This window comes from Deinococcus metalli (assembly GCF_014201805.1).
GTDB lineage: Bacteria > Deinococcota > Deinococci > Deinococcales > Deinococcaceae > Deinococcus > Deinococcus metalli.
Genome location: NZ_JACHFK010000003.1, coordinates 41,427 through 67,732 on the forward strand (window position 1 = coordinate 41,427; position 26,306 = coordinate 67,732).

Genomic DNA, 26,306 nt, shown 5'->3' on the forward strand with positions numbered 1-26,306 from the left:
GCCCGCATACGCGAGCGGCCTAGTGGCGGCGGCGGCGGCGTTCGGGACGTTCCGGACGGCGTGTCCCACTGACCTGCGCGTCCAGATTCGCCTCGACCGGGCCGAAATCGGTCGGCTGGATCAGGCGCAGCAGGCGGTGCGGGGGCGCGGCCTGCACGTACACGTACGCGTTGCCGGGCCGCAGGAAGTACCCGATGGCCGGCTCGCCGCCCACCTCGGTCTCGGGCAGACGCTGGATCAGGACGCGCCCGCCGGTCAGGTGCGCGTGCGCGCGTTCGGGGCCGTCCGCGCCCTGGGCGCGCAGCCACAGCAGCAGGCTGACGGGGTCGTGGTACTCGGTGGTCAGGGGGAGGTTCGCCTCGTCACGGCCCTGGCGCAGCGTGACCAGGCCGCTGCGCCGGTCGAAGGTCGTCTCGAAGGTGGCCCGGCCGCCCCGGCCATCGCCCTCGGCGTAGCCCAGCGAGTGCAGGGTGCGGGGGTGCACGCGGCTGGTCTGCTGGCGGCGGATGTCCGGCAGCACCCCGCCGAAGTCCGTCTGCACGCGCGCGACCACGGCGCTGCGCTCGGGGGTCAGCGTCCAGTGCTGCTCGCCCGCGTAGCGCCCGCCCAGCGTGAGGGTCATGGAGAACGACTCGGGACCCGGCCGGACGCCGCTGCCCTCGCCGGCCGGGTCGGGCACCGGTGTCATGCGAGGCGTGTCCAGAAGCTCTCACCCGGCCCGGTCCACGCAGCGCCCAGCGCCTCGGCGGCGGTCGCGCCCACGTCCGCGAAGGTCTGCCGCTCGCCCAGGTCCACGCCCCGCGCGCCGCCCCGGCGCGTGGCGAGCAGCAGGCCGTACTCGCGCGTGTGGTCGGTGCCGTGCCACGTGGGGTCGTTGCCGTGGTCCGAGATGACCAGCAGCGCGCCGCCCTCCGGCAGGGCGTCCAGCAGTTCCGGCAGCGCCGCGTCGAAGCGCGCCACGCACGCCGAATAGCCCTGCGGATCGCGGCGGTGGCCGAACTTCGAGTCGAAGTCCACCAGGTTCGTGTAGATCAGGCCGTGCGTGCCGTCCTGCGCGGCCTGCCGGACGCGGGCCACCGTCTTGGCGATGCCGTCGGCGTTGTCGTCGGTGTGGATCTCCTCGGTAAAGCCCTGGTGCGCGTAGATGTCCGGGATCTTGCCGATGCCCACCACCGCGCAGCCGGCGGCCTTCAGCGCGTCCAGCACGGTGGGCGGCGGCGTCAGGCTGAAGTCGCGGCGGTGCTCGTTCGCCCGCTCGAAGGGGAACTCGCCCCGGAAGGGCCGGGCGATCACGCGCGCCACGGCGTCCGGGCCCTGCAACAGGTCGCGGGCCACCTGGCACCACGCGTACAGCGTGTCCAGCGGCACGACGTCCTCGTGCCCGGCGATCTGGAACACGCTGTCGGCGCTGGTGTACACGATGGGACAGCCCGTGGCCATGTGCTCCGGCCCGAAGTCGCGGATCACGTCCGTGCCGGAGTACGGCCGGTTGCACAGGTGCCCGCGGCCGGTCGCGGCGTCGAAGGCGTCCATGATCCGCGCCGGGAAGCCCTCGGGGAAGACCTGGAAGGCGTGCTGGAGCTGCACGCCCATGAACTCCCAGTGGCCGGTGCTGGTGTCCTTGCCGGGGCTGACCTCGCGCAGGCGCCCGTAGGCCCCCTCGGCAGGGACGTCCAGCACGGTGTCCGGCGACGTCTGCACGGTCGGGATGTGCCCCAGGCCCAGCCGGGACAGGTTCGGGAGGGCCTCGGGCGCGGCCGCCAGCGTGTGGTTCAGGGTGTGCGCGCCCTGGTCGCCGAACGCGGCGGCGTCCGGCAGTTCGCCGACCCCCACAGAATCCAGCACGACGATGCTCAGTAGCATGCGTCCAGTCTAGGGCAGGCGTCCGGCCGTCGTCGCCCGCGCCGCACCACGCCGGCGCCCCCGGCGCGGAGTCGGCCGGGGGCGCGGTGGGAAAGGTCAGCGGGTGCCGGAGGCGGTGTCGATGCCACGGTCCAGCCGTGACACGCTGTCCGAGGCGTCCACGACCTCGCCACCGTGCCGGGTCGCCGCGGCCATCACGTCCGCCGGCACCGGGTCCTGCACCGCCACGACGCGCCCGCCGCCGCTCACGGTGGAGTCCATGCGGTCGTAGTGGTCGTCGCTGGCCGAGTAGTAGTCCGTGCCAGTGTCGGCCGTGCGGCCGTCGGCGTTCTCGTCGATGCCCATGGCACCGCCGGTGGCGCCCACCGCCGCGCCCACGCCGGAACCCAGCGCGGCGAAGCCCAGGATCACGGGTACGGCGAGACCGCCCGTGGCGACGCCGGCCGCAACGGCGCCGGCTGTGCCCAGGAAGCCGGCCGCGGCGCCCACCACGGCGCCCACGCCCGTGCCCTTCACGGCGCCTGCCCCGGCGTCCTCGGCGCCGGCCTCGGCGTCACCGGCGACCGCGCCGCGGTCGAGCGTGCTGTCCGTCACCGTGCGGTCGCTGCCGCGGCGGGTGTAGGTGGCGCTGCCCAGGGTGGCGCCCATGGACTGGACATCGGCCAGGAAGGCGTCGGCAGCCGCAGCGGTCGGGAACATGATGTGTTTCATAGGTCACACTCTGCGGCGGCAGCTCAACTGCCCCGTGAGAGGCCCTGAAAGTGGCCTTTGACTGACCCTGATACGCCCAAGACCGTCTCCTCATGGGAGGGAGGTGAGGCGCGGTCCGGCTGGCGCTCAGGGAAGCAGGGAAGGTTCCACGAAGGTCAGGCCGCCGCAGATCAGGCCCGCCAGCACGCACACGACGATCCTCTCCCACGGCAGCGGTTCGATCGGCACCCTGCCGGCCCCGCTGCTGAGCACCACCGGGTCGATGGGACTGAGCCGGATCTGCCCGGCCCCGAACATCCCCGACAGTCCGAACAGGGCGAAGCTGGCCCAGTTGAGGCCGTCGAAGGCCGCCCGCAGCGTGTGTCCACCGAGGACGAAGCCCAGCCCCAGGCCCGCTCCCGCTGCGATCAGCGCCAGCAGTACGCCGCGCGTCAGGAGGCGCCGGAGGATCAGCCGCCGCGCGGTCCAGCGTTCAGTGGACATGCGCCGAGCGTAGGGCACCCGCCCTGTGCCACATGCGGCAGGTGCGGCAGGGTCCGGCGTGTCGTGGGTCAGGGCCGCGCTGAATGTGCCAGGAACCGCGGAGGTTCTTCAGGCCAGCGGCTCGGCCGGAAACACGCGTGTGGGCTGCGCCAGCTCGTCCTGGGCGGCGATCAGCTGGATCTCGCGGGTGCCGGCCGCGTGCGTGCGCTCCAGCACCGCGTACAGCGCGCTCATGGCGAGCGACAGGGCCTCGTCGGCGCGGCCGGTGCGCAGGTACTGCCCGAAGAACAGGGCGGCGATGGCGTCGCCCGTGCCGTTGCGCGGCGGGTCCAGCGGCAGCAGCGGCGTGCGGCACACCCACGCGCCCTCGCCGGTCAGTGCCAGGGTCTCGATGGTGTCCTCGGGCGCGTCCGGGCGGGTCAGGCTGGTGACCAGCACGATGCGGGGGCCGTCCGGGTGGAGCCGCTCGCGCAGCGCCCGCGCCGCGTCCAGCGCCTGCGGCAGCGACGCCACCGCGTGCCCCGTCAGGAGTTCCAGCTCGAACTGGTTCGGCGTGACGATGTCCGCCGCCGGGACCGCCTGCGCGGCGATCACGGCGGGCAGGTCCGGGTGCACGAACACGCCCCGGCCCACGTCGCCCATCACGGGGTCGCAGCAGTACAGCGCCGCCGGGTTCGCGGCCCGCACCCGCCGCACCGCGCCCACGACGGCCGCCACCGTGCCGGCCGAGCCCATATAGCCGCTCAGCACGCCGTCACAGCTGCCCAGCACGCCGCGCGCCTCGATGCCGTCCAGCAGCTCGGCCACGCCGTCCGGCGCGTATACCTGCCCGGTCCACGCGCCGTAGCCGGTGTGGTTCGAGAACTGCACGGTGTGCACGCCCCACACCTCGAAGCCCAGGCGTTGCAGCGGAAACATCGCCGCGGCGTTCCCCACGTGGCCGTAGGACACCCACGACTGGATGCTGAGCAGGTTGCGCGGCAGATCGGACGCGGTGGTCATGGCCCGGAGCATACGCCGGGACACGCGCCGGCTCCCACCCCGGGGCCGGGCGCAGGCTCAGCCGCGTTGCAGGCGCTGGTACTTCACGCGGTAGCGGCTGCGGCTGGCCGCCTCGACCAGCTCGGTGGGCGAGCCGATCTCCGGGCCGGTGCGGGCCGCGCCGACCGACGCGCGCAGGGGCACGTCGCGGAAACTCAGCTCGTCCAGCGACGCCTGGATGCGCTGCGTGATGGACGCCAGCTCCTGCGGTCCGGCGTTGTCCAGCAGCACCGCGAACTCGTCGGGCCCCCAGCGGAACAGCAGATCGCCGCGGCGCCGGTGCTGCCCGATGCGGGCGGACAGGTCGCGCAGCAGGTCGTCGCCCGCCGCGCGCCCGTAGGCGTCGTTCACCTTGCGAAAGCCGCTGAGGTCCACCAGCACCAGCCCCAGCGGGCGGTCCTGCCGGCCCTGCCAGCGCTGCTCGACGGCCCGCGTGAAGGCCACGCGGTTGCCGAACCCGGTCAGGGGATCGCGCATGCCCAGGTTCCGCAGGTTCCACCAGCGTTCCGCCATGACCAGCGCCGTGCCCACGATCGCGCACAGCGACAGCGTGGTGCCGGGCAGCAGCACGTTCTCCAGCCACAGCGGCACCGCCAGGGCCAGGGGCAGCGCCGCCAGCGCGAAGCCCCACAGGCCGCGCGCCAGCACCGCGCCCACGGCGCACGCCACGCCCAGCAGCAGCAGCACGCTCCAGTGCAGCTGCACGAAGGGCGCGTCCAGCAGGCTGCTCACCGCGCGCGCCTGCATCTGCACGGCCGGCACGTCCTGCCCGGAGATGTCGCGCACGGCCGGGCCGCCCAGGCCGTCGGCGGTCAGGCCCAGGATCACCACCTTGCCCTGCAGGTCGCCGTAGCGGACGTTGCCGTTCACCACGTCCCGGAAGGACATCGCGGGCAGGTGCTGCGGGTCCGGCGAGCGGTAGCGCAGCAGCCGGGGCGTGTCGTCCAGCGGCACGCTGCGCCCCGCCGCGACCGCCACCTGCCGGGCGAAGCTGGGCACCAGGCCAGCGTCCTGGGCGGGGTACGCGGTCTGGAAATGGCGCACCACGCCGTCCGAGCTGATGTTCAGGGCGCTCACGCCGGTCGGGGATGTCCACCCCGGCCGGGGCGGCAGGTCCGGGTCGCCCGGAGCGGTCGCCAGGACCACGTTGGGCCGGCTGAACACCGCGCGCAGGCGGTCGTCGCCCACCGCCGGGTCGCTCAGCAGCACGTTCACGCCGATGGCGCTCACGCCGGCCTCGTTCAGCGTGCGCAGCGCCTGCGAGTACAGGTCACGCGGCCACGACCCGATCCGCCCGTAATCCCGCAGGGACGCCGCGTCGATGCCCACCACCACGACCCGCGGATCGGCCGGCGCGGGCAGCGTGCGGTTCAGGGAATCCCACAGCCGGTCGTTCTGCGGCGCGGCCAGTGCCAGGGCAGCCGCCAGCACGGCGGCGCCGGGCACGGTGAACGCGGCCAGCGACCGCTCAGGGGACCAGCGCACGGTCCTCGTTTCCGGCGGCGTCCCGGGCGGTCAGCGTGACGGGACCGGCCGCGCCGCCCGCCGGCAGCAGCCAGCGGAACGCGCCGGCCGCGCCGTCCACGAAGTGCCGCACCGTGCGCGTGCCGGCGGTCACCGTGACGGTCACGCGGGCCGGGCTGGCGTCCTGCACCCGGCCGCTCACGATCAGGAGTTCGCCCGCGCGCTGCACGGTTACGCCGCTCAGCACGGGCGGCGTGCGGTCGATGTAGACCGTCTGCGTGCGCGTCAGCGTCTGCCCGGCGCGGCGGGCGGTCACGCGCACGCGGTACAGCCCCTCGGGCAGGCGGTCTTCCAGCTGCGCGAGGCGGTACTCGCTGTCCTGGGCGCTCAGCGGCAGCGTGCGGCCGGCGACCGTGACGCTCAGGCCGGCGCCCGGCTGGCTGCGGGCCTGCACCGCGAGGTCCGGCAGGCTCACGGCGCGCGGCCCGACGTCCAGCGTGAGCGGCGCGCCGCGCTGCGCGTCCAGCGCCCGGTTGAACTCGTCCACGGCGTCCAGCGTCAGGGGCGAGACCCCGCCGGCCGGCGGGCGCTGCTGCCCCGCCGCGACGGGCGCGTCCCCCTGACTGGGCAGCGCGACCTGCCCGTCGAAGACCTTGACCAGGCCCGCGGCGTCTACCCGGAAGACCGTGCCGCGCACCGCCGTGCTCACGACCGGCGTGTCGATGCGGTAGCCGCCCTGCCCGCGCTGCACCACGTTCCATGCCGTGCCGCGCGCCAGGCGCAGCAGCACCTCGCGGCCCCGGCTGGTGCGGTCCACGCTCAGGACGTTCAGTTCGCTCTGCTCGTTCAGGCGCAGGTAGCCGCCGCCCGTGAACCCGATCTCCGCCCATGCCGCCGCCCCGGTGTTCAGCGTGTCGCCGGCGCGCAGCACGTCGCCCACCACGGCCGCCTGCGTGGGCCGCGTGCCGCCCAGCCGCACCGCGCCGCGCGTCGCCTCGACCACGGCGTCGCCCTCGCCGCGGAACTGCGCGTCGTACCACGGATCGCTCTCCTGGAACGCCGTGACCTCGCCGTCACGGAGGGCGACCTGCTGCCCCGCCCGCACCTCCACCAGCCCCCCGCTCAGGTCGAGCCGCACCGCGCCCTGCAGCACCGCCACCCGCCGCGTCGCGCCCGACAGGTCCACCCGCACCCGCCCCGGCCCGTCCATGACCAGATGCTGCCCCTGCACGTGCACCGCCACCGGTCCACGCAGCAGGAACTGGCCCCGCAGCAGGTCCGCCTCGTCCCGGAAGCGCCGCAGCTGCGACGCGCTGCCCATCACGATCTGCCCGGCCGCGCCCACACGCAGCGTGGCCCGCCCGGCGCCGCTGCGCAGGGCCGTGCTGACCAGGGCCGGTCCGGCCTGCGGGTTCCAGCTGCCGCCCGCCTGCTGGAGTTCCAGCCCTCCCTGGGCCTGCACCAGCGCCAGCGGCGTGTCCGCGCCCTGAGCGGCAGCCGGGGCCAGCAGGCCCGCGCCGACCACCGCCACGTGCAGCACACGGCGGATGGGCAGAGCGGCGCGGGCACTCATCACCGCAGTTTACGAGAAAAATCTGACACTCGGGGTGGGCACCGTATAATCGGGGGCGTGCTTGTTGCCGTGCAGGACGCCAATAAAGAGTACGGGCCGCTCAGCGTGCTCCGGGACGTGACTTTCGCCGTGCAGCCCGGCGACCGCGTGGGCCTGGTGGGCCGCAACGGCGCCGGCAAGACCACGCTGTTCCGCTTGCTGACCGGCAGCCTCGTGCCCGACGGGGGCACCGTCCGGCGCTCGCCGGGGGTACGTGTGCGGGCTCTGCAGCAGGACCCGACCTTTCCCGCCGGCGCGACCGTGGACTCGGTGCTGGACGCGGCCTTCCACGACCTCGACCAGCTCGAGGCCGAACTCGCGGCCGCCGCCGAGGCCATGCACAGCGGTACGCCCGAGAGCATCCTGCACCACGAGTCCGTGCTGGAGCACTACCAGCGCCGCGGCGGCTTCGAGCGCCGCAGCCGCAAGGACGCCGTGACCTTGGCGTTCGGCTTCCGGGGCCGCGAGCAGACCGGGGTCGCCAGCCTCTCGGGCGGGGAACGCACCCGCCTGGGGCTCGCCGCGCTGCTCGTCGAGAACCCCGACGTGCTGCTGCTCGACGAACCCACCAACCACCTCGACATCGTGATGGTCGAGTGGCTGGAGGGCTTCCTGAGCCGCTACCCCGGCGCGGTGCTGCTGATCAGCCACGACCGCGCGTTCCTTGACGCCGTCACGAACGAGACCGCGTACCTGCGGGGCGGCGGCGTGCGCGTCTACACCGGCAACTACACCACCTTCCGCGAGACCCTGACCGCGGAGTTGGAACAGCAGGCCGCGCGGCACGCCATCGAGGCCCGGCAGGTCGCGTCCCTGCAGGCCAGCGCCGACCGCATGAAGATCTGGGGCCTGGGCATGAGCAAACTCGCCCGCCGCGCCAAGGCGATGCAGGCCCGCGTGGACCGCATGCAGGCGCGCGCGACCGCCGCCCCGCCCCCCGAGCAGCGCACCACCCGCATCGTCTTTCACGCGCCCGAGAGCGGCGAGGTGGTGCTGGACGCCCGGCACATCACCCGCCGCATCGGGGGCCGCACGCTGTTCGAGGACGTCAGCGTGCAGGTGCGCCAGGGCGACCGCGTCGCCATCATCGGGCGCAACGGCGCCGGCAAGACCACCCTGCTGCGCGCCCTGCTCGGCATGGACGCCAGCGACGATCCGCGCGGCCGGGTCCTGACCGGCGCGCGCGTCACGGTCGGGTACTACGACCAGGCACTGCGCGGCGTGGAGCCGGACCAGACGCTCTACGACGTCGCCCGCAGCTATGTGCAGAAAGACCCGCACGCGCACGATCTGCTCGGCACCTTCATGTTCCCCTACGACCAGCACGACAAACCCGCCCGCATCCTGTCCGGCGGCGAACGCGCGCGGCTGGCCCTGCTGAAGCTCGCCCAGGAGGACCACAACCTGCTCGTCCTCGACGAGCCCACCAACCACCTCGACATGGAGATGGTCGAGAGTCTCGAGGCTGCCCTGGACGACTTCTCCGGCACCCTGATGATGGTCAGCCACGACCGCGCCTTCATCGAGGGTCTCGCGGACCGCATCTGGCTGATCGAGGACGGCCAGTTCTACGAATACCCCGGCTGGGAGGACTACAAGGCCAAGCACCGCACGGCCGCGGAGCGGAACGCCGAAGCCGCCGTGCCCCGCTCCCAGACCGTGCCGGCGACGCCGAAGGGCAAGGGCCTGTGGCACCTGAAACGCGAGGTCGAGGCCCTGGAAGCCGATATCGCCGCCCTGGAAGCCGAACTGGACGCCGCCCACGCGGCCCTGAGCGCTGCCGGTGCGGACGCCGACTACGCCGCGCTGGGCCGGGCCGCCCACTACCTTGAGGCCCGGCTGGAACTCAAGATGCACGCGTGGAGCGACAAACAGGCCGAGGTCGAAGCGAAAGGCGGGTAAAGGTATAACGAAAACAGCGCCCCAGGTAGGGGCGCTGTGAGAACCAGAGGTTACTGAACGGCGGAGGGAGTCACCTTGATGTAGTTGATCTTGGTGTTTGTGCCGCCGATGGAGTCTACGGTCAGGAAGCCGTCGTTCACCTGAATAGAAGTCTTGGTGGCCGACACAATCTGGCCTGCGGTGGGGGCGACAGGGCCGAGCACCTTGACGCCTTCAACATTGATCACGTAATTGCTGTCGGTGTTGCGCTTGTCGGCGTCGCCAACACTGACCTCCACATCGTACTTGCCGGGGTTGACCTTGTATTCCCAGGCGGCAGGACCAGCTTCAGTGCTGCTCGAGCAGGTGGTGCAGTGCAGCAGGACGAGACCGTACTTCTCGGTAGCAAGACCCTGAACGATGTTTGCTGTGTCTGAGGGGTCGCGGTAGCGGGTGGCGGAGGCCATGGGCAGGGCCGTCGGAGTCGCGCTGTTGGCGGTTGCTTCCGTGACCCAACCGCTGGTGCCGTTGAATGCTGCGCCCCTATCAGCTGTGAAGTTGGCCGCAACAGGCGCGCCAGCAGCTGTGAATTGCACGTTGAACGCGGCAGTGGGGCCAGTGCTCGTGGCTGCCGACACGGTCACTTTGACGCTGCCACACTTGGTGGTGAAGCCGCTAACCGTGGAGCACGCAGAGATGTTCGCGGTGCCGGCGGTCTTGGCGGTGATCAGGCCCGTCGAGGCGTTGACCGAGGCGACCGCGGCGTTGTCAGAGGTCCACGTGACGGTCTTGGCGGCGCTGCCAGTCACGGTCACGGTGGCAGTGGCCTGCGTGGTCTCGCCGATCGCCAGCGTGGTCTTGGCAGCGGTGGCGCTGACGGCGGTCACGCTGTTCGTAGCCGGGGGAGTGGTCTTGTTACAGGCCATCATGCCGATGGAGAGGGTGGCGGCGACTACGGCGAGGGCGGAGCGGCGGAGCGTGTTGGAATGCAGCATGGGATACCGAACCTTTCTGAGAGAGGGCGGAAATGGCCGATGAATGGTGATCGGATTGACCGTCCCTACTGTGTGCCGATGACCGTTACCGGAACGTGAAAGGCGGCGCCACGGTTCGTTTAGTTTCGGTGGGCACCTGCCAGAGGCGTTGACAGGGCGCCTGATGCCCACTGGGACACGATAAATCCCGGTAGTGTCCGGCTGCACTGCATCCTCACAATGAGAAGCGCTAAAGGTGGCTGACTCGAACCTAAAGGCCACTGTTATCTGAGTAACAGCTCAGGTATTCTGGGGCATGCCTGCTTCCCCGTCTCCCACAGCGCCGCTGACCTACTTCGTGGACGGCATGGACTGCGCGAGTTGCGTGCGCAAGGTCGAGGCGATGGTGGAGCGCCTGCCCGGCACGGGCGACGTGCAGACCAGCTTCACGCAGCAGACCCTGCGCGTGGCCCTGGACGAGTCGCGCACGTCCCGCGCGACTCTGGAGGGCAACCTGCGCGCCCTGGGGTACGTGCCCACCCTGCGGGGGCAGCCGGACGTGGCGGCGCTGCCCCTGCCGGGTGGAGTGCCGGCGCCCGGGCGTCCGGAGGCGGCCCCGGCGCGTGCGTGGTTCGCCACGCCGGCGGGGCGGCTGGTCGTGTTCTCCGGGGCGCTGCTGGTGCTCGCGTGGCTGCTGGGCTTCGTCCACCCGGCGCTGTCCACCGCCGCGTTCGTCGTGGCGACGCTGGTGGGCGTTTTTCCCCTGGCGCGGCGGGCGTACGCGGGCGCGCGGCTGGGCGAACCCTTCGGCATCAACACGCTGGTGACGCTCGCGGCGGTCGGCGCGGTACTGATCGGGCAGGCGGCCGAGGGCTCGGTGGTCGTGTTCCTGTTCACGGTGGGCGAACTGCTGGAGGGCGTCGCCGCGGGCCGGGCGCGCGACGGCATCCGGGCACTGACGGCCCTCACGCCGCGCACGGCGCTGCTCGTGCACGGCGTGCATACCCACGAGGTCGGCGCCGACTCGCTCCAGATCGGTCAGGTGGTGCAGGTGAATCCCGGCGCGCGGGTGCCGGCCGACGGGCGCATCGTGCAGGGAACGTCCAGTGTGGACGACAGCCCCGTGACCGGTGAGAGCGTGCCCGTCGTGAAGTCCGTGGGAGACGCCGTGTACGCCGGCAGCATCAACGCCGACGGCGTGCTGCGCGTGCAGGTCGAGCGGGCGGCCGCCGACAACACCATCGCCCGGATCATCCACATGGTCGAGGAGGCCGAGGGGAGCCGGGCACCCACGGCGCGGTTCATCGACCGCTTCAGCCGCGTGTACACGCCAGCCGTGGTGCTCGTCTCCGCGCTGGTTGCGGTGGCGCCGCCCCTGCTGCTGGGACAGCCGTGGCACGAATGGCTGTACAAGGGGCTCGCGCTGCTGCTGATCGGGTGTCCGTGCGCGCTGGTGCTGAGCGTGCCGGCCGCCGTGACCAGCGCGGTCAGCGCGGGCACCCGCCGGGGCCTGCTGGTGAAGGGCGGAGCGGCGCTGGAGGCCATCGGGAGCGTCCGCACCGTCGCCTTCGACAAGACCGGCACCCTGACCGCCGGCACCCCCACGGTGACGCGGGTGCGTGGCCTGGAGATGCCGGAGACCGAGGTGCTGCGCCTGGCCGCCGCCGTCGAGAGCGGCAGCAGCCACCCGCTGGCCGCCGCGGTCGTGGCGGCCGCCCGCGCCGCCACCCTGACGGTGCCCACCGCCACGGACGCCCGCGCGCTGCCCGGCCGGGGCGTGAGCGCCACTGTGGAGGGGCGCGTGCTGAGCGTCAGCGCGCCCGCGCACGCCGCGACCCTCGTGCCGCTGGCCGGGCTGGACGCCGACATCCGTGCCCTGGAGGAGCACGGGCACACGGCCGTTGTCCTGCACGACGAAACGCGCGCGCTGGGGCTGCTGGCCCTGCGGGACGAACTGCGCGACGACGCCGCGTCCGCCGTGGCCGCCCTGCGCGCCCTGGGCATCGGGGCGGTGCTGCTCACCGGCGACAACGAGCGCACCGCCCGGGCGGTCGCTGCCCCCCTGACGCTCGACGTGCGCGCCGGCCTGCTGCCGGAGGACAAGCTGCGGCTCGTCGGGGAGCTGCCAGGCCCGGTGGCGATGGTCGGGGACGGCATCAACGACGCGCCCGCCCTGGCCCGTGCGGACGTGGGCATCGCCATGGGCGGCGGCACGGACGTCGCGCTGGAGACCGCCGACGCCGCGCTGCTGCGCCCGCGCGTGCAGGGCGTGGTCGACCTCGTGCACCTGTCGCGCGCCACCATGGGGAACATCCGCCAGAACATCGCCTTCGCGCTGGGACTCAAGGCGATCTTCCTGGTCACCACGCTGCTGGGCTACACCAACCTGTGGATGGCGATCCTGGCGGACACCGGCGCCACGGCCATCGTCACCGCGAACGCGCTGCGGCTGCTGCGCTGGGCTCCGCGGAGCCGCGCATGACGGTGGCCGACGACCTCGCGTGCGAGGTGACGTGCACCCATCCGGAGGCCGTCGCCGCCGCCCGCGCCGCGCTGCCGGACCCGGCCACCGTGGACGCCGCCACCGCCCTGCTGAAGGTCGTGGCCGACCCCACCCGCTTCCGGCTGCTGGGCGCGCTGCACACCGGCGAGCTGTGCGTGTGCGACCTGGCGGTGGTCGCGGGCATCAGTGAGAGCGCCACCAGCCACCAGCTCCGGCTGCTGCGTGGGCACCGCGTGGTCGCGTCCCGCAAGGTGGGCCGCACGGTGTACTACCGCCTGCTCGACGCGCACGTCACCGCTCTGATCGAGAGCGCCCTCGACCACGTCCGCGAGTAGGGCCGGGCCGCCTACAGTGGAGGCCATGACGTCCCCCCGCACCCTTCGCCTCGCCACCGCGCAACTGCCGGTCAGCGGGGACGCCCGCATCAACGGCCACAACGTCCGCGCGGCCATGCGCCATGCCGCCGCCGGGGGCGCGCGGCTGATCCACTTTCCGGAGGGCGTGCTGTCCGGCTACGCGAAGAACCCGATCCAGGACTGGGCCGAGGTGGACTGGGCCGTGGTGCGGGGGGAACTGGACGCGGTGACCGCCCTCGCCCGCGACCTGGGCCTGTGGGTGGCGCTGGGCTCGGCGCATTCCCTGACGCCGCCGCGCTGGCCGCACAACAGCGTGTACGTGATCTCGGATGGGGGCGAGATCGTGACCCGCTACGACAAGCGGCGCTGCTCCTACACCGAGGTGACGCGCTTCTACACCCCCGGCCACGCACCCACCGTGTTCGAGGTGGACGGCTGGCGCTTTGGCTGCGTGATCTGCGTGGAGATCAACTTCCCTCTGCTGTTCATCGAGTACGACCGCCTGGGCGTGGACGCCGTGCTGCTCAGCACCTACCCCGTGGACTCGATCTTCCTGGTCAAGGCGCGGGCGTACGCCGCCATCCACAACGTCTGGATCAGCGTGTCCAGCGTGACCGAGACCGACCACCTGTTTCGTTCCGGCGTGATCGACCCGCGCGGCGAGATCGTGGCCGAGGTGCCCGGCGCGCACGGCGTCGTGATCCACACGCTCGACCGGGCCGCACCGGAGCTGGACATCGCGCTCACCAAGGCCCGGCCGTGGCGCGCGAGCGTGGAGACCGACCCCCGCTACGACACGCGGAAGCTGGACGACCCGCGCAGCACCGACCGGACGTGCCGCTGACTCACAGCGGTAACCACATCAGTTGAAGGGTTTCCCCCCAACTGATGTGGGGCGAGCAGAGCGAGTGGCCGCCATAGACAGCGGTCGCAGTGGAGGTGATGGGCGGCATTTGGCCCATCAACGGAACGGAGCACCGCTGTCAGATCTTCAGCTCGCCCTGCGGGGTCACGTTCAGGTCCTGCGCGAGTTCCCGCGCGACCTGCTGGCGTTCGCGGTCGAGGTAGGTCTGCGCCTGTCCGACCTCCTTGTCCAGCACCTGCATGGTGTCGCGGAAGCGCTCCAGCGCCTGCTGCCGGTACGAGCTGATGGCGTCCAGCGCGCCGTAGACCTCGCGGAAGGCGTTCTGGATGATCTGCGGATCGACGGTGGCGCTGCCGGCCTGGCGCTGGATCTCGGTGCTCTGCTCGCGCAGCAGCTTGGCGGTGGAGCCGATCATCCTGCCGGTCGTGTCGTTCAGCGCCGTGACCTGCCCCAGCACGGCCTGCTGTGTGCCCAGCGCCTGCGAGACCATCAGGGCCGTCTTCAGGGCGCTGACGGTGGTGGTCGTGGCGCGGTCCACGCCCTTGATGAGTTCCAGGTTGTTGCGCCGCACCAGATCGAGCGCGAGGTAGCCCTGGATGCTCACGGCGAGCTGGGTCAGCAGGTCGGTCACGCGCTGGCGCACCGCGAACAGCAGTTCCTCGCTGACCATGCGGGCCTTCTCGGGGTCGGTCATCTGCAGGATTGCCAGCCGGCCGGTCAGGGCCTCGTCCACCGCCTTGCCGACGTGCGCATACTGCCGGAGCTTCTGCATGGTCTCCCACAGGTGCACCTTCTCGGTCTCGATGGTGGCGTTGTCGCGGCGCAGTTCGTCCTGCCCGCGGTACAGCGCCTCCAGGATGCCGTTCAGGTGGCTCTGCGCGCTCTGGTATTTGTCCATGTGGTTCTGGACCTTCTTCCCGCCGGGCAGCATGCCCAGGAAGCGCCGGGGTGTGGGCGCGCGGCTGGGGTCGAGGCCCTCGACGGTGCGGCGCAGCTCGGTCAGACCCTTCAGGATGTCGCTGCCCTCGGCCAGGGCGCCCACGCGGGTGGCGCGCAGCGGCCGGTCGAGCATGCGGTTGCTGCTCTGCGCGGCGGCGCGCTGTTCGGGCAGGCCCAGGTCGTGCACGGCGTCCAGCTTGCGCTTGAACTCCGGGGTGTGCGTGCCGGCCGTCAGGACGTCCTCCGCGAAGGCGCGGGCCATGGTGTCCAGCCGCGCGCGGTCCTCGTCCGAGAGCGGCATCATCTCCGGGGCCTGCTGCGGCTGCACGCCCGGCACGGCGTCCGGCGCCTTCAGCATGGACTCGGGTGGGGTCAGCGGGCCGGGGGCGTCACTCATGCTCCCCATTACGCCGCGTGTTCATGAACGGTTGCATCCGAAAAAAGGCGGATCGGCAGTGGTCGGGCGGTTGGTACACGGCCGCCGTGCCACCTGCCGAACGGTGCGTGGGCCTGGGACGACCGCGCTCACCCTTCACCTGATGCCTGGCCTGCCCGGCACGGGGAAGACCATGCAGGTCAGGCGGCTGGAGCGCAACGATGACCGCGCGGAGGGACGTGAAGATCACATGCGTGCAGCTGGAGGGTTACTGGAGCGTCACCTTCAGTGTGGCCGGAGTGCTGTACGCGCCCGCACCGCTGAACACCGCGCGCAGGGTGTACGTCCCGGCGGGCAGAACCTGACCGCCCGCGCCGCGGCCGTCCCAGCGGATCTTCTGCACCTCGCTGGTCTCGCCCACGCCGACCGACGTGTTCACGATCTGCATGGTGCACAGCGTGTCCTTGGGGTCAGGCCGCACGATCTCGCCGGCCGCGCTGATCACCTCGAAGCGCACGTCGCAGGCCCCGTGGGCGAGGTTCACGGCCGCCGTGCCGGAGTTCGTCAGGGTAAAGCTCCACGTGGTCGCCTGCCCGGCGCGCAGGGTCGCCGGCCCGCTCAGGCCGGGGCGCAGGGTCGGGGCCAGCAGGGAACCCGCCGCGGGCAGCGTGGTCGCGCTGGGCAGGGTGCCGGTGGCCGGCGTGGTGGGGGCCGGGGGAGTCGCGCCGGCATCGGCGGCCGTGCCCACCTGGTAATCCACGATCCCGGTCGGCAGGTTCGCCTGACGCAGGCGCACCAGCAGCGTCAGGCGGTCCACCGCCGACAGGCCCACCGCGACCACACGGCCCTGCGTGAGGTCCAGCCTGCTGGACTGCAGGGTCTTCAGGCCGTCCAGCAGCGGCACTGCGGCGTCGAGCTGCGCGCGCGTGTACCCCGACGGATACGCGCTGGCGGCCGTGGACTGCGCGAGGACGGTGCCCGTCAGGGGCGCGGCGGCCAGGGTGAGCACGGACAGGGTCAGCAGGGCTCGCTTCATGCTTCTACCCTGACGCGCCCCGGCTGACGCTGGGTGAGGACACCTGACGGAAGAGCACATCCAGAGTGGCGCGCGGCGGTGTACCGCGCCCGCGTGGAGCCGGCCGGGCTGTGACCCCTATACTTCCCGTCATGATTGACGCGGCGCAGATCGACCACCTGGCGGCCCTGGCCCGGCTGCAACTCACCCCCGAGGAGCGGGCGGACATGCAGACGGACCTGGCCCGCATCCTGGGCTACTTCGACCTCCTGAACGGGGTGGATGTGGACGGCGTGGAGGAGATGCAGCGCCCGGTGTCCCTGGTGAACGTGCTGCGCGACGATGTGCCCGGCGAGGTCTTCCCCCGCTCGGTGGTGGAGGCCCTGGCACCCGAGATGCAGGCCGGTCAGGTGCGCGTGCCCCGCACGGTGGAGCAGGACTGATGCTCGATCTCAGGTTCATCCGGGAAAACGCCGGCGCCGTGAAGGAGGCCATCCGCGTCAAGGGCGTGCCTCTTGATCTGGACGACCTGCTGACCCTCGACCGCGACCTGCTGGGCGTCAAGCAGCGCGTCGAGGCCCTCCAGACCGAGCGCAACGCGAACGCGAAGCTGGTGCCGCGCGCCGCGCCGGACGAGCGGCCCGCCCTGATCCAGAAGGGCAAGGACCTGGCCGAGGAGATCCGCACCCTCGAACCGGCCCTGCGGGCGCACGAGGAACAGCTGCGGCAACTGCTGCTGCGCGTGCCGAACATCCCGCACCCCAGCGTGCCGGTCGGCCGCGACGACAGCGACAATGTCGAACTGCGCCGCGAGGGGACGCTGCCCACCTTCGACTTCACGCCGCTCGATCAGGTCGAGCTGCTGGAGCAGCAGGACTGGAGCGACTTCGAGCGCGTGGCGCGCGTGTCCGGCAGCCGCAGCTACCTCCTGAAGGGCGAGGGGGCGCTGCTGGAGATGGCCGTGCAGATGTTCGCCATGAGCACGCTGGCGGAGCGGGGCTTCACGCCGCTGTCGACCACCGCGCTGGTGCGCCCCGAGACGCTGGTGCACTCCGGGCACTTCCCCGGCGACGAGGAAAGCGTGTACAAGCTCGACGGCGACGAGCTGATGCTGGCCGGCACGGCCGAGGTGCCGGTCAACAGCCTGTACGCGGGCGAACAGCTGACGCTGGAGCAGCTTCCCATGACCTTCGCGGCGATCAGCGGCGCGTTCCGGCGCGAGGCGGGTTCGGCGGGCCGCGACGTGCGGGGCCTGATCCGCGTGCACGAGTTCCGCAAGGTCGAGCAGTACGTGATCTGCCGCGCGGACGAGGCCGAGGGCCTGAAGTGGTTCCACGCGCTGCTGGAGAACGCCGAGGCGATCCTGCGGGCGCTGGAGCTGCCGTACCGCGTGGTGCAGAACTGCACCGGCGACATGGGCGCCGGCAAGGTGCTGATGTACGACATCGAGACGTGGGTGCCCAGCGAGCAGGTGTACCGCGAGACGCATTCGTGCTCGTACCTGGGCGACTGGCAGGCCCGGCGCACCGGCCTGCGCTACCGCGACGAGGACGGCAAGCTGGTGTACGCGCACACCCTGAACAACACCGGAATCGCCACGCCGCGCATCCTGGTACCGTTCCTGGAAAACCACCAGCAGCACGACGGCACCATCCGCGTGCCGGCGGCGCTGCGCCCCTACCTGGGCGGCCGCGAGGTGCTGGGCACGCCGGTGCACTGACGCGGCGTCACGGGGTAAGGGCCATGGCCGGTGGGCCCTCCGGCGGCGACTGCACCTCCACGCGGTCACGTCCCGCCGCCTTGGCGCGGTACAGCGCCCGGTCCGCACGCGCCGTCAGGGTGCCCAGGTCGTCCCCGGGCTCTGCGGTGGCCACGCCGAAACTGGCCGTCACGACGCCCACGCCGGGGTGCGGGGTGCGGTGCAGGTGGGCGCGCAGGCGTTCGGCCAGCGCCGCCGCGTGCGCCGTGTCCAGGTCCGGCAGCACCACGATGAATTCCTCTCCGCCCCACCGTCCGGGTGTGTGGGTGGCGTGGAGCTGGGTCCGCAGCGCTCCGGCCACGGCGATCAGCACGTGGTCGCCGGCGTGATGCCCGTGGGTGTCGTTCACGGCCTTGAAGTGGTCCACGTCCAGCATGACCACGCTGCCCGGTCGGCCCTGCGCCGACTGCGCGAGGAGCCCCTCGATGGCGGCGTAGGTGGCGTGCCGGTTGGGCAGCCCTGTCAGCGGATCGGTCAGGGCCTGCCGGGTCAGCCGGGCGTGCTCGCCGGAGATCTTGAGGTACGAGCTGCGGTACCACGCCAGCGCGTACACCAGCAGCAGCACGGTCGCCACCGACACGTGCAGGCGCGCGGCCGTCAGCAGCAGGGCCGGGTCGTTCCGGCCCGACAGCGCCCACATGCCCACCGCCACAGCCAGCACGTAGGTGCCCAGGCTCAGGAGGGCGCCCACACGGATGGGAAAGGCGAGGTACCCGACGATGGCGTTGGCGATCAGCAGCAGGTGCGTGCTGGCGATCAGCAGGGCGGTGTCGGGCGCGCTGCCGGTGCGGGTCAGCGCGAACTGCGTCGTGACTGCCACGGTGTTGGCGGCGTACAGCGTGCGCTCGATGGCTGGCAGCGGCCAGCGCAGCCGCAACCACAGCAGTGCCAGCAGGCACACCGCGATCAGCAGCAGGTCCACGCTGCCCTGCACGCCCAGGCCGCCGCCGCGCGTCCACTCGATCACCCACAGGAAGCCGAGCACCGCCAGCCCCAGGAGCAGCGCCGCCACGTAGATCCGCCGCCGCAGCTCCTCTCTGAGCTGCCCCGGCGTCAGGGTGTGGGGAAGGTCCGGGACGTCTGTGCCCCACAGTTCCCGGTCGCCATACCCCACCGCCATGCGACCACTTTACGAGAGAGCCGCACCGCACTCACTACACTGACGCCATGACTGCCGATCAACCGTCCCGGCCCGACAAGGGCGTGCGGGGCTTTGAACTGGACATCCACGTGACCTTCGCCCGGCCCCTGCCCCGCGAGCACGCTGCCGCCGCCGTGGGCGTGCTGGACGGCCTGCGCGTGGAGCTGTACGCTCCGCACGCGTCGCCCACCCGCGCCCTGACCGGGGGAGAGGACGGCACCACCGACGCCCCAGTGCCGTCTGCCCGCCTGACCGGACCGCTGGGCGACCCCGACTCTGTGCGCGCCGGCCTGGGAGCGCTGCTGTCGGCCGACGCCCGCTACGTGGAGGTCGGGGTGCGCGGCTTCCTGCGCGGCGCGGACGGCCGCACGGAGTGGATGCCGTGGCGGCGCAACGCGGTGCTGCCGCGCGGTGACGCCGCCCGCGTGGCCTTCGAGCCGGGTGTGAAGTACGTGCTGGAGTGACGGGTGCGCGCCGGGGCGGCGCTCAGGCGCTGAGCGGCAGCACGCGGGCGCGGGCCTTGCCGCCGTCCCCGTCGGCCCGCACGGCCAGCACCATGACCTCCAGGTGCACGGGCAGCAGGTACGGCAGCCAGTGCTCGCTCAGCATCCGCAGGGCGCGCGGCGTGTCCTGGACCGGCACGTCCCGCAGCACCACCACGGCGCGCGTGCGCCCGTCGTCGGTCCACACGTCCAGCGAGCCGAGGCGGTCGGCGCCGGAGTGGGAACGGTATTCGAACGGCTGGGCGTGCGTGAGCAGCTGCATATGGGTCGGTCTCCTCCGGGCGTGGGGCTGTAGCGGCAGTGTAGGGGCCGCCGGCGTGCGGATTGTCCCGCGCGGTCCCACCGTGGCGCGGGCCGGTGAATCCGGCGTGAATGGCGGGCGGGGGACCGCTACACTGCCGGCATGGACGGCGTCCGGGAGCTGCTCGGCGAGTACCAGGAGTACGTCCTGGCTTACCGCCTGCGCGTGGCGGTGGGCGGCCGGGTCACGCCGCGCGGTCCTCGGCTGGGCGTGGGCGAGTACGCGGCGCAGCGCATGGAGCGTCAGGCCCTGGCCCGCTCGCTGACGCAGCGGGGCATGGACGCCGGGCAGATGCGCCGCCTGGACGATTTGTCCGACGAGCTGATGTTCGGCTTCTGGCTGAACCCGTCCGAGGTGGCCGCGTTCCTGCGCGCCGCGATCCGCGAGGGCGGGCATCCCGCGCTGGGCGACCCGGCCGCCTTCGCCGCGCTGCTGACGCCCGGCGAGCGCGCCCGGCTGGGCACGGCGGGCGTGCAGCGCGTATGCGCGCACTTCCTGGCGTGCTTCACGCTGGCCGCCCCGATGCTCGATCCGGACGGCCTCTCGGACGCGTTCCGGGTGATCGAGGCGACCCGCCCGCCGCTGTTCCTGGACGACCTGCCGGAGCACGGTGAGTGACGTGTACGGCGCGCTGGGCGGCTGGCTGCGCAGGCTGCTGCCACAGCCCTGTCCCGGCTGCGGCGCCCAGCTCGGCGCCGAACGTGGCCTGTGCCGGGCGTGCCGGGCTGGCCTGCGCCCGCACATCGAGAGCCACAGTCCGCTGCGCGCACAGGCGCAGCCGCACCTCGTCACGCTGGGCACGTACCACGGCGTGCGCCGCCGCGCCGTCCGGGCGCTGAAGTTTGCCGGAGCCCGGGACCTCGCCGGCGTGCTGGGCTCCGCCCTCGCGGACGGTGTGCCGGCCACGTGGGGTGTCGTGGCCGTCGTGCCGGTGCCGCTGCACGCCTCGCGCCAGCGCCAGCGCGGCTTCAACCAGGCGGCGCTGCTGGGCAGGGCGATGGCCGCGCGGCTGGGCGTGCCCTGCGTGGACGCGCTGGTCCGCACGCGCGCCACAGGGCAGCAGGCAAAACAGCACGCCGCCGGGCGGGACGCCATGCACGGCGCCTTCCGCGCGCGGCCCGGCGCGCTTCCGGCAGGCCCCGTGGTGCTGGTGGATGACGTGCTCACGTCCGGCAGCACCATGCGTGCGTGCCAGCAGGCGCTGCTGGACGTGGGCGCCGCCGAGGTCTACGCGGCCGTCGTCGCCCGCTGAGCGGCGGGTTCCGAGCTACAGCCGCGTCAGCAGCAGGATCAGCAGCGCCAGCGCCAGCAGGATCGCCCACGCTGCCAGCGGCGAGACCGTGCGCGCCGGGGGTCTGGCGTGGCCCGCGTACATCCGGGGTGCGGCGCCCCGCAGCCGCGCGCGCTCAGTCATGCCGGTGAAAGCTGCCCTGGTCGTCGAGTGTCTGCTCATCCGTTCCCCCCCGTGGCTTCCTGTCCAGTGTACCCCCACCGGGGGGGTGGACCGGTCAGTTCACGCCCTGCTGGCGCAGCCACAGCATCAGTGCCTCGGCACTCGAGGGATTCGTGGCCAGGGGAACGTCGTGCACGTCGCACAGGCGCACCAGGGCGCTCACGTCCGGCTCGTGCGGCTGGGCGGTCAGGGGATCGCGGAAGAAGAACACGGCCAGCACGCGCTCCTCGGCCAGCCGTGCGCCGATCTGCTGGTCGCCGCCCAGCGGGCCGGACAGCACCCGCTCGACCTCCAGACCCGTCTGCTTGGCGAGAATGCCGCCGGTGGTGCCGGTCGCCACCAGATGAAACTGCCGCAGCACCTCGCGGTGGCCCAGGGCGAACATCGCGAGTTCCAGCTTCTTCTTGTCGTGGGCGATCAGGGCCACCTGCCGTTTGCTGTCAGCGCCGGACGTCATGCCCACATTGTTCCATGTGCGGCGCCGGCCCTCAGCCCTCCACGCGGATACGGCGGTACACGGCCTGCACCGCGCACCACACGCCGTAGCACAGCGTGCCCAGCGCCACGGCCCCCAGCAGGAACTTGCCGGCCGGCTGCCCGTGCAGCCACGTCAGCGCGCCGGACACGCCGACGACCGTGCCCGCCGAGTGCCGCCACGCGGCCGCCAGCACGAAGCCCCCGATGATCGCGCTCAGCACCCCGCGCGACGCGATGCCCACCTGCCCAACACGCTTGAGGGTGCCCTGATACCGCGCGCCAAGGTCCGTGAAGGCCATGCGCTTCATGAACTTCGCGCCGTACGCGGTGTACAGCTGGCTGCCCGCCAGCGCGAAGAGCGCCACAGCCACCAGCCCCAGCAGCAACTGCCCGCCCGGCACGCGCAGCACGGTCTCGGCGGCGCTGGCCGTGCCGCCAGTGGAGTGCCGCGCGCCGCCGTACAGCGCCACCCGTGCGGCGAACACGGCCAGCGCGACGTTCGCGCCGCCACTCAGCAGGTATCCGGTGCGTTTGACCAGCGCGCCGGGCTTCGTGCCATGGTGTTCCGGGTCGAGGAGCGCGCGCAGCAACTGCCACAGCGCGTACCCCACGAGCCCCACGACCAGCAGCCACATCAGCGCGCTGCCGCCCGGCAGGTCCTGGAGGCGCAGCAGCGCGCCCTGCGTGTCGGTGGTCGCGCCGCCGCGCCCCACCGCCACGCTCAGGGCCAGGAAGCCCAGCATGCCGTAGACCACGCCCTTGCTGGCATATCCGACGCGGGCCAGGGCCTCCAGCGCTGGCGCGGCATGGTGCGTGGCAGTGCGGGCGGCGTCCTGGACGTGTCCCTGGAGCTGCTGCCCGGCTCGCTTGAGATCGGTCACCGCCCCAGTGTGCGCTCCGCCCCGCTGCGCAGGAAGCGGGCGGCCTTTGTGATGTCTTGTGAGCTGTCTGCTCTTCTCATGCAACTCAGGCTTACGCTGCGGAAAAATGAGGAGCATGACGGTGCCCGCTCCCGCTTCCCGCCGCCGCCGCACCTTCGGTGTGTACATCGGCCGCTTCGAGCCCCCGCACGCCGCGCACCTGGACGTGATGCTCGAGGCCCTGCGGAGCGTGCAGAAACTCATCGTCGTGATCGGCTCGGCGCGCGCCGCCCGCACGCCGAAAAATCCCTTCACCGCCGAGGAACGCCAGGAGATCATCGCCGCCATGCTTCAGGAAGCCGGCGTCCAGAAGGCCCGGCTGCTGTTCGTGCACGTCCGCGACTACTTCTACAACGAGACCCTGTGGCTCAGTGAGGTGCAGCGCGGCGTGCAGGCCCACACGCGCGGCAGCAGCGACGTCGCCCTGATCGGCCACATCAAGGACGAGAGCAGCTACTACCTGCGCTCCTTTCCCGCGTGGGAATTCATTCCCACCCACGTCGTCAGCGGCCTGTCGGCCACGGACGTTCGCCGCGCGTACTTCGAGGACCGCCCGGAGGACGTCGCCCGCATGGTGCCCCCCGCCGTGAACGCCTTCCTGAGCACCTTCCGCGCCACACCCGAATATGCCGAGCTGCGCGCCGAGTACGACTACCTGCGCGACTACCGCGCGTCGTGGCAGGGCGCCCCCTTCCCGCCCGTGTTCCTGACGGCCGACGCGGTCGTCACCCGCAGCGGCCACGTCCTGGTGGTGCGCCGCGACGGCCTGCCCGGCCGGGGCCGCCTCGCCATGCCCGGCGGCTTCGTGGGCCAGACCGAGACCCTGCTGCAGTGCGCGGTGCGCAAGGTGCGCGGCGAGAGCGGCCTGAACGCCGCGATTCCGCTCGAGACCCAGCTGCGCAGCCAGCAGGTCTTCGACTACCCGGACCGCAGCCTGCGCGGCCGCACCGTCACGCACGCCTTCCATTTCGACCTCGGCATCGGGCAGCTTCCAGTGCTCGCCGGGGACGGCGCCGCGTGGATGCCGCTGGGCGACGCCATGGCCCGCCCCGAACAGTTCTTCGAGGATCACCACGCGATCATCGAACACTTCCTGATGCGGGGGTGAGGGGAGACGGCGGGTGGATCGGGGTGGCAGGAGCGTCAATCCGCCCAGCAGCAGGTCTGGTCGATCAAGGCGAAGAGGCCAGCGCCCAATTCGTGCTCTCCAGTGTCGAGGTCGAGATCAGGGCGGCCGCGCCACCGCCGTCCACGGGCTGGAGCCAGGTGAGACCACGAACGGGAAGGGTGGTCTCAGTGCGGGCTGCGAGGTCGATCAATTCGGCGCCGGCCGAACCCGTTCCCCACAGCTTGGTGGAATCCGCATGGTCGAAGCCCGCGAAGTTCTCCACGTTCAGCGAGGAGAACGTCACGAACTGGACGCTGCCGTCCACGTTCAGGTGCCTTAGCTGATATTCCCCGCCGCTGCCGCGTGTCCAGATGCTGCCGTCATCGCTCACGGCTAGAGCCCGGACCACCTGCGAACTGCCCCCGACATCGACCGCCGTGAGCGTGGCGGTGGCGGTCGCTACTCGGAATGCGTCGCTGCTCTGACTGGACTGGATGACCAGCGTGCGCCCGTCGTTGCTCATGATCATGCGCGCAAAGGACGCGTTGCCGAAGTTGCGCGGACACGTCACGGCCGTGCCGCCGCTCCCCATCGTCCAGTAGCACAGCGACTGCGTCGGGGCCGAGCCGCTGTAGTCCAATCGCAGGAACCACACGCGTCCCTGTGCGTCCACGGTGTTAGCCGGCGTGTCCAGAGCGGTAAACGGGTGAGTGAAGGTGCTCTGGGCGCCGGCCGTGCTGATCTTCGAGCCGTCCGTGCCCTTGTCGTTCAGGGTCAGCAGGTCACCCGTGCGGGTCGTGATCAGCCGCGTGCCGGAGTTCGGCACGGTCGCCTGCGCCACCTTCGCGCCGTTCACGTACCGTCCAAACGTGGCGGTCTCGGTGCCGGTCTGCGGATCGAAGGTCGAGCCGGTCAGGAGCCACACGCCGCTGCCAGAGGAGGCATGGCCCGTCACTTTCGGGCCAACGGACGTTGACGCCGGCATGATGCTCAGCGTGCCTGTCGCGCTGGCCGGAGTGGCGGAGGACGTGACGGTAATGGGGTAGGTGCCGAGCGGCGCCGCGCTGGAGACGGTTACGGGGATGTGCGCGGTGGTCGTGTTGCCCTCAGCGAGCTGTACGGTGACTGGCTTGGCCGTGACGCCACCGGGCAGATTCCCGAGCGTGAGCGTGGTAGAGCCACTGAATCCGTACGTGCTACGCGCGGTGATAGCCACCGTGCCCGGCTGGCCGCGCGTGACCTCCGCGACTCCGTACTGAACGCCCAGTTCGATGTTCGGTTGCGGAATAGTCACATACTGCGTGAATTCCCACGACACGCCGGCGCCCGCCGCGCGCACCGTGAAGGGATAGGAGCCGGCAGGTGCAGTCGCCGCCGCACTGACCGTCAGATCGATGTTGGCCAGGCCTGTGAGGGTCACCGTGACGGGAGCCGCGCTCACACCAGTCGGCAGATTCAGCGGCGTGACGGTGACCGGGCCGTGGAACCCGTTGATGGCCTCCAGGCGGATCGGCACCTTGATGCTGGTGCCCACCAGCAGCTCCAGTCCATATCCTGGGCCAGATGCGTAGATCGCCGGCCGCATGACGTTGATCAGGACGAGGGACGAGCCCACCTGCTTGCCCGCTGAGTCCCTGACGATCAAGGTCGCATTCATGTTCCCCGTTCCGTTGCCCGTGTACCGGAACGTCAGCGGCGTGTCGAGGCGCTGCGCTTTCATGCCCAGACCGGAGAGAAACGTGGCGGCGGTCGGCCGGAGGCCCTGTCCCGATAGGGCAGGCAGGGTCAGGGTGGCCGGCTCGACGCTCAGGCCGGGGAGATCGGTGCTCAGGTGGATCTCGCCGCTGAAGCCTCCGTCTTGGTAAATCCTCGCCGCGACGACCACAGGGTCATCGTCAACGAAGGTCAGGGGCCGGCTCAGGTCATAGCTCACTCCGACCGCTGGATCGAAGCTCTTCGCGACCAGCTTCGTGCGGGCGGCCGGAGCGGGCGTATGCAGGGAAAGGGTGTAGCCGTCGTAGGCGTATTCCACGGCGTTCCAGCCGGCCCGGAGCGTCACGTCGTAATCGACGTTGCCGCCCGAACATGTGACGACGCCCTTCGCGGTCGCTGCGCCGTCGCTGTAGATTCGCGAGACCACGCTGCCGTTCAGGGCCGCGCCGCTCACGAACTGTTCCGTGATGGTGCCGTACGCGTCGGATTGTGGGCTCAGTGCGTACAGCCGGCTGAAGCGGGAAATGGTCGGGAAGCCGCTGCTGGTGCCGTCGAAACTACACCCACTGCCCGGAGGGGGAAGGAGCGTCACCTGCGGCGCGTCGGCCGGCGCTTCGGTCAGGTTCACTGTCACCTTGCCGTCTGCGCTGAGCTGACCGATATTCACGGTGCTGACGCTGGTTGTGCTGCCCAGCATGACTATCCCCGCCGCCGGAAACGTCGCGCCAGTGGTCTGTCCTGTGATCGTATCCGGATTGATCGTCTGGCCGGTTTCCGACTCGTTGGGCGGCGTAGGCGGGAGCGTTCCGCTGCCACCGGCGCAGGCGACGAGGGCAGTGGTGAGTGCA

Annotated in this window: 26 protein-coding genes; 10 read left to right on the forward strand and 16 right to left on the reverse strand. The window is 71.8% G+C overall.

What is annotated here, in order from left to right; translation table 11 throughout:
* Positions 1-19: 19 nt before the first annotated feature.
* From HNQ07_RS07230 to HNQ07_RS07260, 7 genes are all read right to left on the reverse strand, one after another.
* Positions 20-688 (reverse strand): DUF3108 domain-containing protein, encoded by a 669-nt coding sequence (locus HNQ07_RS07230; RefSeq protein ID WP_184110294.1) that lies wholly within the window; start codon positions 686-688, stop codon positions 20-22.
* Positions 685-1,863 (reverse strand): phosphopentomutase, encoded by a 1,179-nt coding sequence (locus tag HNQ07_RS07235; protein ID WP_184110295.1) that lies wholly within the window; start codon positions 1,861-1,863, stop codon positions 685-687. The genes HNQ07_RS07230 and HNQ07_RS07235 overlap by 4 nt, the downstream gene beginning before the upstream one ends.
* 96 nt (positions 1,864-1,959) lie before the next feature.
* Entirely contained in the window at positions 1,960-2,574 is a 615-nt protein-coding gene (locus HNQ07_RS07240; protein WP_184110296.1) for a hypothetical protein, read from the reverse strand.
* A gap of 126 nt (positions 2,575-2,700) precedes the next feature.
* Positions 2,701-3,057: a hypothetical protein gene (locus HNQ07_RS07245; protein WP_184110297.1), complete on the reverse strand. Its 357-nt coding sequence runs from the start codon at positions 3,055-3,057 to the stop codon at positions 2,701-2,703.
* 108 nt (positions 3,058-3,165) lie between these two features.
* Positions 3,166-4,059, reverse strand: coding sequence for a pyridoxal kinase (pdxY, locus tag HNQ07_RS07250; protein WP_184110298.1), 894 nt, complete (start codon positions 4,057-4,059; stop codon positions 3,166-3,168).
* Positions 4,060-4,116: 57 nt separating this feature from the next.
* A complete protein-coding gene (locus tag HNQ07_RS07255; protein ID WP_184110299.1) occupies positions 4,117-5,583 on the reverse strand; it encodes a CHASE2 domain-containing protein in 1,467 nt (488 codons plus the stop codon).
* On the reverse strand, positions 5,567-7,135 hold the full coding sequence (locus HNQ07_RS07260) for a FecR domain-containing protein (protein ID WP_184110300.1): 1,569 nt from the start codon (positions 7,133-7,135) through the stop codon (positions 5,567-5,569). Before HNQ07_RS07260 ends, HNQ07_RS07255 begins: the two co-directional genes overlap by 17 nt.
* Before the next feature lie 57 nt (positions 7,136-7,192).
* On the opposite strand from HNQ07_RS07260, the gene abc-f reads away from it, so the two are divergent.
* Positions 7,193-9,076 carry a ribosomal protection-like ABC-F family protein gene (abc-f, locus tag HNQ07_RS07265; RefSeq protein WP_184110301.1) on the forward strand — a complete coding sequence of 628 codons (1,884 nt, stop codon included), beginning with the start codon at positions 7,193-7,195 and terminating at the stop codon, positions 9,074-9,076.
* Between the two features lie 50 nt (positions 9,077-9,126).
* Here the strand turns inward: abc-f and HNQ07_RS07270 are convergent, their stop codons facing one another.
* Positions 9,127-10,050: an Ig-like domain-containing protein gene (locus HNQ07_RS07270; RefSeq protein WP_184110302.1), complete on the reverse strand. Its 924-nt coding sequence runs from the start codon at positions 10,048-10,050 to the stop codon at positions 9,127-9,129.
* 295 nt (positions 10,051-10,345) lie between these two features.
* Here HNQ07_RS07270 and HNQ07_RS07275 point away from each other — a divergent pair, with 295 nt between their 5' ends.
* From HNQ07_RS07275 to HNQ07_RS07285, 3 genes are read left to right on the forward strand one after another with little or no spacing between them, the layout of a single operon-like run.
* The gene (locus tag HNQ07_RS07275; protein WP_184110303.1) at positions 10,346-12,511 is read left to right on the forward strand and encodes a heavy metal translocating P-type ATPase; all 2,166 of its coding nucleotides are present in this window, start codon (positions 10,346-10,348) and stop codon (positions 12,509-12,511) included.
* Positions 12,508-12,867, forward strand: coding sequence for an ArsR/SmtB family transcription factor (locus tag HNQ07_RS07280; protein WP_184110304.1), 360 nt, complete (start codon positions 12,508-12,510; stop codon positions 12,865-12,867). Before HNQ07_RS07275 ends, HNQ07_RS07280 begins: the two co-directional genes overlap by 4 nt.
* Positions 12,868-12,892: 25 nt before the next feature.
* Complete coding sequence (locus HNQ07_RS07285; protein WP_184110305.1) at positions 12,893-13,732, forward strand: carbon-nitrogen hydrolase family protein; 840 nt, start codon at positions 12,893-12,895, stop codon at positions 13,730-13,732.
* Between the two features lie 139 nt (positions 13,733-13,871).
* On the opposite strand, the gene HNQ07_RS07290 is transcribed toward HNQ07_RS07285, so the two are convergent.
* Together HNQ07_RS07290 and HNQ07_RS07295 are read right to left on the reverse strand one after the other, a co-directional pair.
* Entirely contained in the window at positions 13,872-15,089 is a 1,218-nt protein-coding gene (locus HNQ07_RS07290; protein ID WP_184110306.1) for a toxic anion resistance protein, read from the reverse strand.
* Between the two features lie 247 nt (positions 15,090-15,336).
* Positions 15,337-16,104: a flagellar hook assembly protein FlgD gene (locus HNQ07_RS07295; RefSeq protein WP_184110307.1), complete on the reverse strand. Its 768-nt coding sequence runs from the start codon at positions 16,102-16,104 to the stop codon at positions 15,337-15,339.
* A gap of 131 nt (positions 16,105-16,235) precedes the next feature.
* Between HNQ07_RS07295 and gatC the strand changes: the two genes are divergently transcribed.
* Positions 16,236-16,526 carry an Asp-tRNA(Asn)/Glu-tRNA(Gln) amidotransferase subunit GatC gene (gene gatC, locus HNQ07_RS07300; RefSeq protein WP_184110308.1) on the forward strand — a complete coding sequence of 97 codons (291 nt, stop codon included), beginning with the start codon at positions 16,236-16,238 and terminating at the stop codon, positions 16,524-16,526.
* Positions 16,526-17,803, forward strand: a complete 1,278-nt coding sequence (gene serS, locus HNQ07_RS07305) for a serine--tRNA ligase (protein ID WP_184110309.1) — start codon at positions 16,526-16,528, stop codon at positions 17,801-17,803. The genes gatC and serS overlap by 1 nt, the downstream gene beginning before the upstream one ends.
* A gap of 7 nt (positions 17,804-17,810) precedes the next feature.
* Here serS and HNQ07_RS07310 read toward each other — a convergent pair whose 3' ends face one another.
* The gene (locus HNQ07_RS07310) at positions 17,811-18,962 is read right to left on the reverse strand and encodes a GGDEF domain-containing protein (protein WP_184110310.1); all 1,152 of its coding nucleotides are present in this window, start codon (positions 18,960-18,962) and stop codon (positions 17,811-17,813) included.
* Positions 18,963-19,009: 47 nt separating this feature from the next.
* Between HNQ07_RS07310 and HNQ07_RS07315 the strand changes: the two genes are divergently transcribed.
* On the forward strand, positions 19,010-19,447 hold the full coding sequence (locus HNQ07_RS07315; RefSeq protein WP_184110311.1) for a hypothetical protein: 438 nt from the start codon (positions 19,010-19,012) through the stop codon (positions 19,445-19,447).
* A 22-nt stretch (positions 19,448-19,469) separates the two neighbouring features.
* Here HNQ07_RS07315 and HNQ07_RS07320 read toward each other — a convergent pair whose 3' ends face one another.
* The gene (locus tag HNQ07_RS07320; RefSeq protein WP_184110312.1) at positions 19,470-19,748 is read right to left on the reverse strand and encodes a hypothetical protein; all 279 of its coding nucleotides are present in this window, start codon (positions 19,746-19,748) and stop codon (positions 19,470-19,472) included.
* Positions 19,749-19,889: 141 nt separating this feature from the next.
* Here HNQ07_RS07320 and HNQ07_RS07325 point away from each other — a divergent pair, with 141 nt between their 5' ends.
* Both HNQ07_RS07325 and HNQ07_RS07330 read left to right on the forward strand, forming a co-directional pair.
* The gene (locus HNQ07_RS07325; protein WP_184110313.1) at positions 19,890-20,405 is read left to right on the forward strand and encodes a hypothetical protein; all 516 of its coding nucleotides are present in this window, start codon (positions 19,890-19,892) and stop codon (positions 20,403-20,405) included.
* Entirely contained in the window at positions 20,398-21,039 is a 642-nt protein-coding gene (locus HNQ07_RS07330) for a ComF family protein (RefSeq protein WP_229831906.1), read from the forward strand. Before HNQ07_RS07325 ends, HNQ07_RS07330 begins: the two co-directional genes overlap by 8 nt.
* Before the next feature lie 15 nt (positions 21,040-21,054).
* Here HNQ07_RS07330 and HNQ07_RS07335 read toward each other — a convergent pair whose 3' ends face one another.
* From HNQ07_RS07335 to HNQ07_RS07345, 3 genes are all read right to left on the reverse strand, one after another.
* Positions 21,055-21,201, reverse strand: coding sequence for a hypothetical protein (locus HNQ07_RS07335; protein ID WP_184110314.1), 147 nt, complete (start codon positions 21,199-21,201; stop codon positions 21,055-21,057).
* A gap of 94 nt (positions 21,202-21,295) precedes the next feature.
* Positions 21,296-21,697 carry a methylglyoxal synthase gene (locus HNQ07_RS07340; protein ID WP_184110315.1) on the reverse strand — a complete coding sequence of 134 codons (402 nt, stop codon included), beginning with the start codon at positions 21,695-21,697 and terminating at the stop codon, positions 21,296-21,298.
* A gap of 31 nt (positions 21,698-21,728) precedes the next feature.
* Positions 21,729-22,598 (reverse strand): DUF1206 domain-containing protein, encoded by an 870-nt coding sequence (locus HNQ07_RS07345; protein WP_229831905.1) that lies wholly within the window; start codon positions 22,596-22,598, stop codon positions 21,729-21,731.
* A gap of 115 nt (positions 22,599-22,713) precedes the next feature.
* Here HNQ07_RS07345 and HNQ07_RS07350 point away from each other — a divergent pair, with 115 nt between their 5' ends.
* Positions 22,714-23,745 (forward strand): bifunctional nicotinamide-nucleotide adenylyltransferase/Nudix hydroxylase, encoded by a 1,032-nt coding sequence (locus HNQ07_RS07350; protein WP_184110317.1) that lies wholly within the window; start codon positions 22,714-22,716, stop codon positions 23,743-23,745.
* Between the two features lie 64 nt (positions 23,746-23,809).
* On the opposite strand, the gene HNQ07_RS07355 is transcribed toward HNQ07_RS07350, so the two are convergent.
* A complete protein-coding gene (locus HNQ07_RS07355; protein WP_184110318.1) occupies positions 23,810-26,155 on the reverse strand; it encodes a COG1470 family protein in 2,346 nt (781 codons plus the stop codon).
* Positions 26,156-26,306: the final 151 nt, after the last annotated feature.

What these genes read in the sequence shown, in the direction of transcription:
- HNQ07_RS07350 (WP_184110317.1), top strand. Translation starts at nt 22,714, where the DNA reads ATGACGGTGCCCGCTCCCGCTTCCCGCCGCCGCCGCACCTTCGGTGTG.
- HNQ07_RS07335 (WP_184110314.1), bottom strand. Translation starts at nt 21,201, where the DNA reads ATGACTGAGCGCGCGCGGCTGCGGGGCGCCGCACCCCGGATGTACGCG.
- HNQ07_RS07325 (WP_184110313.1), top strand. Translation starts at nt 19,890, where the DNA reads ATGGACGGCGTCCGGGAGCTGCTCGGCGAGTACCAGGAGTACGTCCTG.
- gatC (WP_184110308.1), top strand. Translation starts at nt 16,236, where the DNA reads ATGATTGACGCGGCGCAGATCGACCACCTGGCGGCCCTGGCCCGGCTG.
- HNQ07_RS07320 (WP_184110312.1), bottom strand. Translation starts at nt 19,748, where the DNA reads ATGCAGCTGCTCACGCACGCCCAGCCGTTCGAATACCGTTCCCACTCC.
- HNQ07_RS07230 (WP_184110294.1), bottom strand. Translation starts at nt 688, where the DNA reads ATGACACCGGTGCCCGACCCGGCCGGCGAGGGCAGCGGCGTCCGGCCG.
- HNQ07_RS07340 (WP_184110315.1), bottom strand. Translation starts at nt 21,697, where the DNA reads ATGACGTCCGGCGCTGACAGCAAACGGCAGGTGGCCCTGATCGCCCAC.
- HNQ07_RS07285 (WP_184110305.1), top strand. Translation starts at nt 12,893, where the DNA reads ATGACGTCCCCCCGCACCCTTCGCCTCGCCACCGCGCAACTGCCGGTC.
- HNQ07_RS07315 (WP_184110311.1), top strand. Translation starts at nt 19,010, where the DNA reads ATGACTGCCGATCAACCGTCCCGGCCCGACAAGGGCGTGCGGGGCTTT.
- HNQ07_RS07310 (WP_184110310.1), bottom strand. Translation starts at nt 18,962, where the DNA reads ATGGCGGTGGGGTATGGCGACCGGGAACTGTGGGGCACAGACGTCCCG.
- HNQ07_RS07245 (WP_184110297.1), bottom strand. Translation starts at nt 3,057, where the DNA reads ATGTCCACTGAACGCTGGACCGCGCGGCGGCTGATCCTCCGGCGCCTC.
- HNQ07_RS07295 (WP_184110307.1), bottom strand. Translation starts at nt 16,104, where the DNA reads ATGAAGCGAGCCCTGCTGACCCTGTCCGTGCTCACCCTGGCCGCCGCG.
- HNQ07_RS07270 (WP_184110302.1), bottom strand. Translation starts at nt 10,050, where the DNA reads ATGCTGCATTCCAACACGCTCCGCCGCTCCGCCCTCGCCGTAGTCGCC.
- HNQ07_RS07240 (WP_184110296.1), bottom strand. Translation starts at nt 2,574, where the DNA reads ATGAAACACATCATGTTCCCGACCGCTGCGGCTGCCGACGCCTTCCTG.
- HNQ07_RS07235 (WP_184110295.1), bottom strand. Translation starts at nt 1,863, where the DNA reads ATGCTACTGAGCATCGTCGTGCTGGATTCTGTGGGGGTCGGCGAACTG.
- pdxY (WP_184110298.1), bottom strand. Translation starts at nt 4,059, where the DNA reads ATGACCACCGCGTCCGATCTGCCGCGCAACCTGCTCAGCATCCAGTCG.
- HNQ07_RS07260 (WP_184110300.1), bottom strand. Translation starts at nt 7,135, where the DNA reads ATGAGTGCCCGCGCCGCTCTGCCCATCCGCCGTGTGCTGCACGTGGCG.
- HNQ07_RS07355 (WP_184110318.1), bottom strand. Translation starts at nt 26,155, where the DNA reads ATGCTGGGCAGCACAACCAGCGTCAGCACCGTGAATATCGGTCAGCTC.
- serS (WP_184110309.1), top strand. Translation starts at nt 16,526, where the DNA reads ATGCTCGATCTCAGGTTCATCCGGGAAAACGCCGGCGCCGTGAAGGAG.
- HNQ07_RS07290 (WP_184110306.1), bottom strand. Translation starts at nt 15,089, where the DNA reads ATGAGTGACGCCCCCGGCCCGCTGACCCCACCCGAGTCCATGCTGAAG.
- HNQ07_RS07280 (WP_184110304.1), top strand. Translation starts at nt 12,508, where the DNA reads ATGACGGTGGCCGACGACCTCGCGTGCGAGGTGACGTGCACCCATCCG.
- HNQ07_RS07275 (WP_184110303.1), top strand. Translation starts at nt 10,346, where the DNA reads ATGCCTGCTTCCCCGTCTCCCACAGCGCCGCTGACCTACTTCGTGGAC.